Source organism: Streptomyces sp. CB00316, from assembly GCF_001905595.1.
In the GTDB taxonomy this organism is placed as follows: Bacteria; Actinomycetota; Actinomycetes; order Streptomycetales; family Streptomycetaceae; genus Streptomyces.
This window is the reverse complement of sequence record NZ_LIXI01000008.1, coordinates 205,143-216,873: the sequence shown is the minus strand read 5'-3', so window position 1 is coordinate 216,873 and position 11,731 is coordinate 205,143. Positions and strand designations below refer to the sequence as shown.

Genomic DNA, 11,731 nt, shown 5'->3' with positions numbered 1-11,731 from the left:
CTTTCCGGGTTGGGTACGAGCTCAACCCGGATCCCGGCGGCCGCTCCGGCTTTCGTGATTCCTTCGGAGGATTCCGAGGGCCGTGCTGCCACGTTCGCCAGGGGTTCTGCGGTGGTGTACCTGACCGAAGGCGTCCGCTGCCGCGCTTACCAGGCCGCAAGGCGAACCTCAAGCGAATGGAGTGTGAACAGCGTTACACTTGGCGGTAGTTGGTGATCCTTCCCGGCACCCCGTCACCTGCTTAGACTCCCCTCAAATCAGCTGCGCTGCTCTGGGGGAATCGCATGTCACGTACAGCACGTTCGCATTCGATCGATGAGAGTCAAGGGGCGGCGACACGCCGGGGGTTCGCCGGGCGACGGCGCGGTCTCGTGTACCTCGCATCGGGAGTGCTGGTGGCCGGCCTGGCCACGGCATGCGCCGACGGCGAGTCACGTGCCGGAGGGGGCGGGTTGAGGGCGAGCGGCTCGACGACCGTCGCGCCTGTTGCCGCCGACGCGGCGGAGGCTCTCAAGGCGCAGGGTATGAACATCACCATCGCCACCCAGGGAGGATCCGCCGGCGGCATCTCCCAGCTCGCGGCAGGTCAGATCGACATCGCGCTCAGCTCGAAGCCGATCGCTGAAGAAGACCGGGCCGCCCATCCCGGAACCGATTTCGTCGCCACGCAGATCGGGTCCGACGCCGTCGGAGTCATCGTCACGAAGCCGGTCGCCGACGCCGGGGTCAGGAACCTCACGGCCGATCAGGTGCGGGGCCTCTTCGAGGGCGAGATCACCAACTGGTCCGAACTCGGCGGTCCGAAGCTCGATGTCTTCGTCTATGACAAGGAGCCCGGGCGCGGTACGCGCGAGGTTCTCGACAAGTACGTGTACGGGGACGAGAAGGCCCCGCCGCCGCCGGACTCGGACAACTTCGCGATCGTCGGCGGCAACCTGGAGACCCGCAACAAGCTGGAGTCCACCCCCGGGGCGGTCGGCCCCCTGTCCACCGGCTTCGTCGAGGGGCGGAACAAGCTCGCCGTGGTCACGCTGGACGGCATCGAAGCCAGCCCGGAGAACATCGCCTCGGGGAAGTACCCGATGAACAGGCCGCTGTACCTGATCACGAACGGCGAGCCGACGGGGGATGCCAGGAAGTTCATCGACTACCTGCTCTCCGACAAGGGGCAGTCGCTGCTGGAGCCTCACGGATACCTGTCGCTCAAGCAGATCGGGAAGTGATCGGTGACGATCACGGAGGAGAGGCGACCGGCGGCAGAACCCGGGGCTGGGCCGCGTCCTCGGCGGTCGGCCTGGGTGTGGGGATGGCTCTTCACCGGAGCGTTCTCCGTCGTCGCCGTCCTGCTGGCGCTCCTCGGCTACCTCGGTGAAGGTGTCGCGGGAGGTGACGTCGACTGGGTGGCGCTGCTGACCGACTCGTCGTGGAATCCCAGCGGTTCGGTGTTCGGCGGACTGGCGATGATCTACGGCTCGGCCGTCGTGTGTGTCATCGCGCTCGTCCTGGCGGTGCCCGTCGGCTGGGGAGCGGCTGTCGCGCTCTCGGAGTACGTGCCCGGACGTGCGGCTCGCGCTCTCCGTATGGGTGTGGAGCTGCTCGCCGCCGTTCCCTCGATCGTGTACGGACTGATCGGTATTCTGCTCATCCGGCCGTTCGTCGGGAGCGTCGCCGATGTGCCGGGTGGGGACAGCCTGCTCGCTGCGGGCATGGTCCTGGCTGTCATGATCATGCCTACAATCGTGGCGGTGAGCGTGGATTCCCTGGCCGCGGTCCCCGACCGCGACAGGGAGGCAGCCTTCTCGTTGGGGCTGACCCGCCGCGAAGTCATTCGCTCGGCGGTTCTGCCGAAGGCGCGGGCTGGTATGCGGGCGGCCGTACTGCTCGGCCTCGCGCGGGCACTCGGTGAGGCGATCGCCGTCTTCCTGGTGGTGGGAAGGGCCGACGGACGGCTTCCGGGCACGTTCGACCAGCTGCTGAACTCGCTGGCGCGCCCCGGCCAGACACTGACGACGAAGCTGGCGGGGCCGGAGCCCGTTCTGGCAGGTACCTCCGGCACCTACTTCGCCTCACTGTGCGGTCTCGGGTTCATCCTCCTCGCCCTGGTGGCCATGGCCACGGTGTGGGGGAACCGGGGGGCGTCCCGGCCCGTGAGGGTCGCACGGTTCCGAGGTCGGCAATCGGCTGGACGGAGCCGCGTCCACGTGGACCGGTTCGTCGCCGTCCTACGGTTGAGCGCGCTCGCGCTTCCTGTGCTCCTGCTCCTGGGCATGCTCGGCGTGCTGGCGACACGTGGCATCGCGGCCTTCAACCCTTCGTTCTGGTTCACTTCCGCCACCGGTGCGGCCGGTGGGGGCGTCAGTGACCAGATCCTGGGCACGCTGCTGCTGGTCGTCACCTGCGGACTCATCGCTCTGCCCCTCGGGTTCGGCGCCGGGGTCCTGCTGGGCGTCCACGCCTCTGCCCGCACCGCGCGGGTGCTGCAGACACTGACGGTCGTCGTGGGAGGGACACCGACCATTCTTCTGGGCCTGGCCGGGTTCGTGATCTTCTGCAGTGCCATGGGCTGGGGGAGATCCTGGCTCGCCGGAGCCTTCGTCCTGGTTCCCGTCGTCGTGCCCATGGTCGCGTTACCGACCTGTGCGCGTGTCAGGAGTCTGTCGCCGGAGATGACGGAGAGCGCGCTGTCGCTCGGGCTCACGCGTGCCCAGTACATCCGATCCGTCGTCGTCCCGTACACCTGGCCCGCCACGCTGACCGGACTGCTGCTGGGGCTGGCGCGCGCGGCGGGGGAGACGGCGCCGCTGCTCTTCACCGCCACGGTCTTCTTCGGTGCGCCCGCGCTGCCTGGCGGCATCGTGGAATCGCCGGTACAGGCCCTGCCTACACACATCTTCACCCTGTCCCAGGACTCCGGTGACCCCCAGGCCGTCGCGCAGGCATGGGGGAGTGCCATGGTTCTGGTGCTCATCACCGCCGTACTGCTGAGCCTGGCGGTCGCGTTGCGCAACCGCTTCGAAGGAGAACGATGGACCACGTAATCACCGTGCGGGAACTCCGTGTGCGGGATCGGAACAAGACTCTGGTCGGGCCGGTCTCCTTCGGAGTGGAACACGGCTCGACCACCGGCCTGTGCGGACCGTCGGGCGCCGGCAAATCCACGGTGCTGCGCGCCCTGGTCGACCTCCTTCCGGCCGGCCTCACCAGAGAGGGCCGGATAGAGGTGGCCGGGCGTCCGGTCGCCTCACGCAAGGGAGACGCGGACCTCAGGGCCAAGGTGGTCCTGGTTCCCCAGACGCCTGTTGTCTTCGGCGGCAGCATCCTGGACAACGCGCTGTTCGGGCTGCGCCATGTCATGCGCGCCCGCCGCGAGGTCCTGGGTGACCGTGCGGAGCAGGCGCTGAAGGAGGCGGGTCTGTGGAAGGAGGTCCGCGACCGGCTGGACTCTCCCGCCCAGACGCTGTCCGCCGGACAGCGCCAGCGCCTCTGCCTCGCGAGGGCGCTCGCCCTGGAGCCGGCCGCACTGCTCCTCGACGAGCCCACCAGTGCCCTGGACGAACGGAGCAGGGACACGGTGGAGGAGTCGGTGGCCGCGCTGCGCGGGCGCCGTACCGTGCTCCTCGTGTCGCATGATCCCGCGCAGGTCGACCGGCTCTGCGACCGTACGGTCCGGCTCGAACTGCCCAGTGCGGAGAGTCTCGTCGCCGTGCCCTCCTGACCCGTCCCGGGCTGGACCGAGCCCTGCCCGTGCGGCTGTCCGGCGTCCTGTCGGCAGCCGCACGGCACCCTCGGGTTCAGCAGGGGCGCGTACGGCCGGAGTCGGCGGTCTCCTCGGCCAGCACCGACAACTGGGCCAGTTCGGCAGCCAGACCGGACAGCGTCTCCGGCTTCAGGCGGTAGTACGTCCATCTGCCGCACGGTTCGGTCTCGACCACGCCCGCTTCACGCAGCACCTTCAAGTGATTGGACAGGTTCGTCTGCCGAGCCCCGGTCTCCCGCACCAGGTGAGTCGTGCACAGGGACTCCCGGGCGAGCAGGGTGACGATCCGCCAGCGCAGGGGATCCGCCAGCACCCGTAAGATGTCACTGTCAACTGATGTCACCATGTGCTGATGTTCTCATGTCGAGTGTGCCGGGTCCACCGGTTCACGGGATCTCCAACGATTCCGTGCCGGGTCACGAAGACCCCTTCCTGAGCCCCCCCGGCCGGCCCGGTGGGATCCTCCGCGCGAGTCCGCACGCGTCGGGAACCGGGCCCCGCCCCCACCACCCCCTCCGGTGGGGGCGGGGCCGCACGGCAGCCGTCGGCCCCGGGGAGGGGCCCGCCTCCCTGCCAGCTGGTTGCACAATGATTAGACCGCTGTAAAACTGGAGCGGTGTCAAGCCTGGAAGTAGTTACGTCAGCGCCCTGCTGCCCGCCCGTCACCGCCGCGCCACTGGAGGCTGAGCGGGCCTCGGACATGGCCAAGATGTTCAAGGCGCTGGGTGACTCGATCAGGCTCCGCCTGTTCTCGATGATCGCGTCGGCCGCCGGTGACGAGGTCTGCGTCTGTGACCTGACGGGCCCCTTCGACCTCTCCGCCCCGACGATCTCGTACCACCTCAAGATCCTGCGAGAAGCGGGTCTGGTCACCTCCGAGCGTCGCGGCACCTGGGTCTACTACCAGGCCCGGCGCGACCAGCTCGGAATTCTCTCCGGACTCCTCGCCGTGGACACGGTGCCCGAGGCCTGCGCGATCTGAGCCCGCAGAGCCCCTTCCTCGCATTGTCCGGGCGCCGCCCTCAGACGCGCGACACGACGCGCAGCGACCCTGCGGTTCCGGTGGCTGACGCGGACGCTTGTGTCTCCCGGAACGGCAGGGGGCGGTCGCTGCCGCAGGCGCACGGGCGGAGCCAGCCGCGATCGACGGCGTTGGCTCCGGCCTCGAACCTGCTGCGGGCGTCCAAGCGCTCCATCAGGTCCGCGATCATGCGGCGGGCGGTGCGCAGACCGACTCCGAGCTTCTTCCGTACGGCGTCGTCGGTCAGTCCCTGGCTCATCAGGCGGAGAATCTCCTTCTCCATGGGGGTGGGCTGGTCCTGCGCACCACCCCCGCACAGGGAGTCCAGTGGCCTCATGGTCTCGCAGAGACGCTCGAAGAGCGCCACCAGGCACGCCAGGAACCCCGCCCCGCTGACCTGGACGGCTCCCGCCGCAGGATTCCTGGGATCTATGGGCACCAGAGCGGTGGTGCGGTCGTAGACGACGAGCCACATCGGCAGCGTCGGAACCGTCCCCACGCGTCCGCCGCCGCGCGCCAGCCAACGGGCGTAGCCGAGGGCCGCACGGTCGTTGTAGACGCTCTCCAGATGGATGTTCCAGACGGAGAGACCGCGCTCCAGCATGTGCTGGTCGAGGGGGCGCCGTGCGAGCAGTACCTCCTCCCCGACGGTCTCCGCGGGTAACAGGGACATGCACCCGACCGTCGCCCGGCCGGCGAGCCGCTCCATACGGGCCAGTACCGCGGCCTGTGACTCCAGGCGCTCCCAACCGGAGTGCGACGTCGACGCCTGAGCGACCTCGTACTCCTCGGCGAGCTGGTCGACGGTGTCCTTGATGTCGGAGAACTCCTGCTGCTTGCTCATGATCTCGGCCTGCCGCTGCTGGAGCAGGGTTCGCAGGGCGAGAGAGGGCTTCGCCGGAACGAGCGTTCCGGCGAGGGGACGGAGCAGGGAGAGTTCCAGGAGTCGGTCGACGCTCCGTCGGATGTCGTCCCGAGGTGCGCCGAGACCGCTGAACAGGTCTTCCGGCGAGCAGCCGGGCCGGCCGAGTGCGAAGCGGTAAACCGCATGTGTCAGGTCGTCAAGTCCCAGCGGCTGCGACATCCGTCCCCCCAGATGTGCTGGTGCTTCGAATGTCTTGAAGTTAGCACGGTCCGGGGCCAGTTGGGCGAGAAAAGTCGGCCGACGGTGCGGAAGCGACAGGTAGTTGCCGGGCAACTTGCTGCCTCACCGGGAGCTTTCTTCATCAGGGCGCGACCCCTCAGGCTCTTCCCGATTGCCACTGGCGTTCGACACCGACAACCATGGGGAGACGCGTTGAGTTCTGTCGAGACCGATCCGCGACTGAAGGCCGAGAGTGTCACGATCAGGCCGCTGACCGCCTTCCGGAAAACCGTTCAGGTCCTCGGCTCCAAGAGCTACTCCAACCGCTACCTCGCCCTCGCGGCGCTCTCGGGCGAGCCGACCGTCATCGAGGGTGCTCTCGTCTGTGACGACACCCGGTATCTCGCCGACGCGCTGACCCGGTTCGGTCATGTCGAGGTGGATGTCGACGCGGCCGCGGAGCGCATCACCGTCACACCGACCGGCCGCGCCATGCGCGCCCCGGAGGAGGACGTGTACGTCGGCGCGGCCGGCACCCCGATCCGTATCCTCATCGCCATGGCCGGGCACGCCGAGGGCACCACCGTCCTCACCGGGACCCCGCGCATGCAGGAGCGGCCGATGGGCTCCCTGCTCGAAGCGCTGCCGGGCCTCGGAGTGGCGGCCGAAGCCGTGAAGGGCAACGGCAGCCCGCCCGTCCGGGTCACCGGTCCGAGTTTCCGCGGTGGCTCGACGCGTATCAGCGGGGCGGTCAGCTCCCAGTTCACCTCCAGCCTGCTGATCAACGCCACGCGCGCCGAGCAGGACACCGAGATCCACGTCATCGACGAACTGGTGTCCAAGCCGTACGTCGAGATGACGGTCGCGGCCCTCGCGGAGATGGGCGTCGTCGTCGAGCGGGACGGCTACACCCGGTTCGCCGTCGCCGCGGGCCAGAAGCTGCGCGGCGGCACGGTCCAGGTGGAACCCGATGCCTCCGGCATGTCCTACTTCCTCGCGGCCGCCGCCGTCCTCGGCGGCACCGTCACCATTCCCGGCATCGGCAAGGGGTCGCACCAGGGGGACGTCGGCCTGGTCGCCGCTCTGACCCGGATGGGATGTACGGCGGACATCGCCGACGACTCCATCACCCTGACCGGAGGCGACCTGCGCGGCATCGACATCGACATGGAGACGATGCCGGACGTGGTCCCGACACTCGCCGTCGTCGCGGCCTTCGCCGAAGGCACCACGCACATCAGCAACATCGCCAGCCTGCGGATCAAGGAATGCGACCGGATCGCCGCCGTCGCCACCGAACTGCGCAAGATGGGCATCACTGTCGAGGAGCACCCCGACGCGTTGACCATCACCGGCGGTACGCCTCGCGGAGCCGTCATCGACACCTACGACGACCACCGCATCGCCATGTGCTTCGCCATCGCCGGACTGCGTACGCCGGGGGTGGTGATCAAGGACCCGGGGTGCGTCGCGAAGTCCTTCCCGACCTTCTGGCAGAAGCTGGACACCCTCGCCGGCCCGACCACCAGCACCCTGTGAGCGCGGTGCGACCGGGCATCCTGCTGGTCCTGGACGGATGGGGGCACGCGGAGCCGGGCGAGGCCAACGCCCTCACGGCGGCCGACACTCCCTGTCTCGACCGGCTGCTCGGCACCCCTTGCGCTGTGCTCGCGGAGGCGTCGGGCAGTGCCGTCGGCCTGTTGCCCGGCACGGTCGGCAACTCCGAGATCGGACACATCGTCATCGGGGCGGGACGGCCCGTCCCCTACGACAGCGTCCTGGTCGAGGAGAGGATCAGCAGCGGCGCTCTGCGATCGGACGAGACTTTGAGCGCCGCGCTCGAGGGCGCCGCACGCACCGGTGGCTCGCTCCACCTGATCGGTCTGACATCCGACGGCATGATCCATGCCAACGTGCACCATCTGCGCGAACTGCTGCATATCGCAGCCCTGTTCACGGTTCCCGAGGTCAGGATCCACGCGATCACCGACGGTCGGGACGTGGCGGACGGCACCGCCGCCACCTATCTCGAAGCAGTCGAGGGATATGCCGCGGAAGCGGGCATCGGGAGAATCGTCACGGTCACGGGCCGTGGATTCGCCCTGGACAAGAGCGGCGACCTCGCGCTGACCGAACGGGCGGCCCGAGCCATCGCCGACGGCGCGGGCCACCTGATCGGTGAGCCGAAGGAGGCTTTGGCGACGACCGGACGCGGCGAGGAGTGGGTGGAGCCCAGTGTCGTCACCGGCGGTGACGGCGACGCGGCTGGTCCGGTCCGGGACGGTGACGTCGTCCTGTTCACCAACTTCCGCAGCGACCGCATTCAGCAGCTCGCCGATCATCTCCACCGAGATCTGGCGGGCCGGGGTGTGACCTTCCTCAGCCTGGCCCAGTACGACACGGACGCGGCCATACCGGCGTTGGTCCACCGGGCCGACGCCGGGGGAGGGCTGGCCGCCCGGCTCGCGGAGAGCGGTCTGCGGTCGGTGCGTGTCGCGGAAGCCGAGAAGTTCGAGCACGTGACGTACTACCTCAACGGCCGGGAGGCCGCCGTGGCGCCGGTGGAGGAACACGTCAGGATCTCCGATGCCACGCCGCCGGACTACCGGGCCAGGCCGGAGATGAGTATCGGTCAGGTCACCGAGGCCGTCAGTTCGGCCGCCCGGCGCGATGACGTGTCGCTGGTGGTCGCCAACCTGGCCAACATCGACGTGGTCGGCCACACGGGGGACTACGCGGCCACCGTCCGGGCCGCCGAACACACCGACCGCGCCGTGGAAGCCCTGTGCCGGGTCGCGAGCGAGACGGGACGCTGGGTTCTCCTGGTCGGTGACCACGGCAACGCGGAGAAGATGCTCACCGACTCCGACGGCGTCCGCCGCCCCTACGGCGGTCACACCACCAACCCCGTGCCCGCCGTGCTGGTCCCGGCGGAGGGCCAGCGGGTGGACCGCCCGCAAGGGGCAGCCACGCTCGCCGACATCGCACCCAGCGTGCTGTCGCTCCTCGGGGTCGGCCCGGCGTCCGCCATGACCGGCCGCGCGCTGTGGTGACGGTACGTCCGTAGCGCACAGAGAGCACCAGAACATGCCTGTTCCGCCACCAAGGAGGCACGTTGATGACTTCCCGGCCGAGACTCGCCCTCGTCGGTGACCGCAGCGATCGTGTACCCGCGCACGCCAAGTTCGACGAACTGGTTCCGCACTTCGGTGTGGAGGTCGACTGGCTTCCCAGTGCGGGGGTGACCGACGCCGTCGCCGACTACGACGGGATCTGGGTGATACCCGGCTCTCCCTACGTGAGCCAGGCCGGCGCCCTGCTGGCCATCCGTACGGCCCGTACGGCGGGCATTCCCTACCTGGGTACCTGCGGCGGTTTCCAGCACGCGCTCATCGAGTACAGCCGCAACGTCCTGGGGATCAGGGACGCGGAGGACGTCCAGTACGACGCGGATGCCACGACCCCGCTCATCGTCCCGCTGGCCTGCTCCCTCGTAGGGGAGACCGCACCACTCCACTTCGCCGCGGACAGCCGACTCGCCTCCGTCTATCCGGGGCGCGAGTCCGCGGTGGAGACCTATCACTGCAAGTACGGTCTCAACCCGGCGTACGAGAACGAGCTGCGGTCCGGTCAGCTCCGGATCACCGGCTGGGACGCGGAGAAGGCGCCGAGGGCTGTCGAACTGCCCGACCACCCCTTCTTCATCGGCAGCCTGTTCCAGCCCGAACTGTCCTCCACGCCGACCGACATCCACCCGCTCATCAGGGCCTTTCTGGCGGCCGTCGGCTTGCGCGCCGGGGTGCGGGAACGCGGTCCGGTGGCTGTGGGGGAGTGAACCCCCCGCTGCCATTGACACGACGATCACACTGATTCGATACTTGTTTAAGTAAGTGTCCATCGAATCAATGATCGGAGAGCAGCGAACATGACCAGTGATCCGTCCGACGCATCGGAGCAGAGGCCCGTCGGTGGCTTCATCACGGAGCCGCTCGTGGCCGCGGCGGCCACCACCGGTGGCTGCTGCGGCGAGCCCGCCGACGCCACGGGCGCGGTTCCCGGCGGCCAGGGCGGCGGTTGCTGCGGTGAGCCCGTGAGCGAGCCGAAGGCCGAGCGCAGCAGCTGCTGCGGCGAACCCGCCGTCCGCACCCCCCGAAGCTGCTGTGGTGACCCCACGGCAGCAGGTTGAGGAAGACACCCTCCCCCATGACCGAGACGGCACACGACCAGGGGCCCACCGCGGCACGCGGGCCGGCGGACTCCTTCGACACCGAGCGCGCCCTTGCCACGCTCCGCTCCCTGTGCGTCCCGGACATGGCCGGGCGCGCACCGGGCAGTGCCGGACACGACCGCGCCACCCGATTCCTGGTGTCGGAGCTGACCGCCAGCGGTCTCTCGCCCGTCCTGGAGCACTTCGCCATCAGCGGGGTGCTGCGTCTCTCGGCGCCGCCGTACTGCGGTGTGGACGGGCCCGAGGGCGTCCGCGATCTCGTCCACCGCGCGGAATTCGCCGAGCACCCCCGTTCCGCCCCGATGCCGGCGCCGGTCTCCGGCGTTGCCTCGGCGGAGGCCGGGCCCGGCCGGTGGGCCATCGTACGAGGCCCTTCGCAGGGACCTGACTTCGCGGAACTCGCCGATGAACTGACGGCACGCGGGGCGGTGGGCATTCTGGTGGCTCAGCACGCCGACGCATCCGGGTACCTCACCAAACGGGTCCAGGGCCCACCGCCCGTACAACTGCCGGTCGTGGCGCTCCTGCCGGAGCTGCTCGACGCCGTCACCGACGCGGTCGTCACCGCTCACGTACCGCTGGAGCGGGTGCCCGCCGTCGGAGCCAACATCATCGCGACACTGCCGGGCCGCGCTCCGCAGGCCCGACCGATCCTCCTGTCGGCGCACTACGACGGGGTCGGATCCGACCCCGAACTGCACTTCCCGTGCGCCGGGGACAACGCCAGTGGCGCCGCCGTACTCTGCGAGACGGCCCGCGTTCTGAGCCGGGCCGAACCGCTGAGCCGCCCCCTGGTCTTCGCCCTCCTGGACGCCGAGGAGATGGGCACCCTGGGGTCGGGACACCACGCCCGGCAGCTGAGCGAGCGGAAGGTGCGGCCCGACGTTCTCAACATCGACATGGCCGGCAAGTTCAACGGCAAGGTGGCCGTGGAGCTGGGGCCGGCCGACCCGCCGCCCAGCGACCTCATCGCAGCGCTCGACGCGTCCGGCCGGCACCTGGGCATTCCCCTCTACGCCGCGCCCGTCGCATCCGACAACCGGCGTTACGCGGCCTCGGGCTTCCCCTCGGCCGGCGTCGGGCTCGGCGCGGCGCACTACCACTCACCCCTCGACAGCCCGGAGCGGATCGACGCCGACGCCCTGCGCAAGGCGGGACAGCTCACGCTGGCCACGATCCGTCATCTCGCCGCCCACGGCTGACCCACCCACCGTCCCCCTTCATCCTGAGGAGCCCCTTCATGGCGACCACGCCCCAGCAGTCCGTCTCGACCCAGCTCATCCAGCTCGCCCCGAGCGTCGGCGAGCACCACGCCGCCTTCTCCAAGAGCTACCAGGAGTTCTTCGGCGCCGTCTTCGACCACGACGCCCTCGAACCCAGGACGCGGGCCGCCGTCGCTCTCTGCGCGGCCCTGATGCAGGACCGTGAGGAAACGGTTCGCTCCTTCCTCGCCGCCGCCAAGAAGCTCGGCCTCAAGAACGAGGAGATAGGCCAGATCGCCGGCATCGTCGAAGCGATGAAGCTGGACGAGCTCCAGCGCCCCGCCGTACAGGCGGTCGCGGCTGCCGCGAAGAAGGCCAACACCTGCTGCTGAACAGGCCGGCCGCCACGCCCACCAGCCCACTCCACCTCGACGAAGGA

12 protein-coding genes are annotated in these 11,731 nt (G+C 69.4%); 10 read left to right on the top strand and 2 right to left on the bottom strand.

Annotated elements, in window-relative coordinates; translation table 11 throughout:
* The first annotated feature begins 284 nt into the window (after positions 1 to 284).
* The 3 genes from AMK21_RS23125 to AMK21_RS23115 all read left to right on the top strand — a co-directional run bounded on the left by AMK21_RS23125 (position 285) and on the right by AMK21_RS23115 (position 3,715).
* Positions 285 to 1,223 carry a phosphate ABC transporter substrate-binding protein gene (locus AMK21_RS23125; protein ID WP_107429972.1) on the top strand — a complete coding sequence of 313 codons (939 nt, stop codon included), beginning with the start codon at positions 285 to 287 and terminating at the stop codon, positions 1,221 to 1,223.
* A gap of 75 nt (positions 1,224 to 1,298) precedes the next feature.
* Entirely contained in the window at positions 1,299 to 3,038 is a 1,740-nt protein-coding gene (pstC, locus tag AMK21_RS23120; RefSeq protein WP_073880949.1) for a phosphate ABC transporter permease subunit PstC, read from the top strand.
* The gene (locus AMK21_RS23115; RefSeq protein ID WP_073880947.1) at positions 3,026 to 3,715 is read left to right on the top strand and encodes an ATP-binding cassette domain-containing protein; all 690 of its coding nucleotides are present in this window, start codon (positions 3,026 to 3,028) and stop codon (positions 3,713 to 3,715) included. The genes pstC and AMK21_RS23115 overlap by 13 nt, the downstream gene beginning before the upstream one ends.
* A gap of 76 nt (positions 3,716 to 3,791) precedes the next feature.
* On the opposite strand, the gene AMK21_RS23110 is transcribed toward AMK21_RS23115, so the two are convergent.
* Positions 3,792 to 4,103, bottom strand: a complete 312-nt coding sequence (locus AMK21_RS23110; protein WP_073880945.1) for an ArsR/SmtB family transcription factor — start codon at positions 4,101 to 4,103, stop codon at positions 3,792 to 3,794.
* Positions 4,104 to 4,457: 354 nt separating this feature from the next.
* Between AMK21_RS23110 and AMK21_RS23105 the strand changes: the two genes are divergently transcribed.
* Complete coding sequence (locus AMK21_RS23105; RefSeq protein WP_073880943.1) at positions 4,458 to 4,739, top strand: ArsR/SmtB family transcription factor; 282 nt, start codon at positions 4,458 to 4,460, stop codon at positions 4,737 to 4,739.
* A 40-nt stretch (positions 4,740 to 4,779) separates the two neighbouring features.
* Here the strand turns inward: AMK21_RS23105 and AMK21_RS23100 are convergent, their stop codons facing one another.
* The gene (locus AMK21_RS23100) at positions 4,780 to 5,862 is read right to left on the bottom strand and encodes a helix-turn-helix transcriptional regulator (RefSeq protein ID WP_073880942.1); all 1,083 of its coding nucleotides are present in this window, start codon (positions 5,860 to 5,862) and stop codon (positions 4,780 to 4,782) included.
* 213 nt (positions 5,863 to 6,075) lie between these two features.
* On the opposite strand from AMK21_RS23100, the gene aroA reads away from it, so the two are divergent.
* The 6 genes from aroA (at position 6,076) to AMK21_RS23070 (ending at position 11,684) form a co-directional block, all read left to right on the top strand.
* A complete protein-coding gene (aroA, locus tag AMK21_RS23095; RefSeq protein WP_073880940.1) occupies positions 6,076 to 7,401 on the top strand; it encodes a 3-phosphoshikimate 1-carboxyvinyltransferase in 1,326 nt (441 codons plus the stop codon).
* Positions 7,398 to 8,915, top strand: a complete 1,518-nt coding sequence (gene gpmI / locus AMK21_RS23090) for a 2,3-bisphosphoglycerate-independent phosphoglycerate mutase (RefSeq protein WP_073880938.1) — start codon at positions 7,398 to 7,400, stop codon at positions 8,913 to 8,915. The genes aroA and gpmI overlap by 4 nt, the downstream gene beginning before the upstream one ends.
* Positions 8,916 to 8,980: 65 nt before the next feature.
* On the top strand, positions 8,981 to 9,697 hold the full coding sequence (locus tag AMK21_RS23085; RefSeq protein ID WP_073880936.1) for a glutamine amidotransferase-related protein: 717 nt from the start codon (positions 8,981 to 8,983) through the stop codon (positions 9,695 to 9,697).
* A gap of 90 nt (positions 9,698 to 9,787) precedes the next feature.
* Entirely contained in the window at positions 9,788 to 10,048 is a 261-nt protein-coding gene (locus tag AMK21_RS23080; protein ID WP_073880934.1) for a hypothetical protein, read from the top strand.
* 17 nt (positions 10,049 to 10,065) lie between these two features.
* Positions 10,066 to 11,292: a M28 family metallopeptidase gene (locus tag AMK21_RS23075; RefSeq protein ID WP_073880932.1), complete on the top strand. Its 1,227-nt coding sequence runs from the start codon at positions 10,066 to 10,068 to the stop codon at positions 11,290 to 11,292.
* Positions 11,293 to 11,330: 38 nt separating this feature from the next.
* A complete protein-coding gene (locus AMK21_RS23070) occupies positions 11,331 to 11,684 on the top strand; it encodes a carboxymuconolactone decarboxylase family protein (protein ID WP_073880930.1) in 354 nt (117 codons plus the stop codon).
* The last annotated feature ends 47 nt before the right edge of the window (positions 11,685 to 11,731 follow it).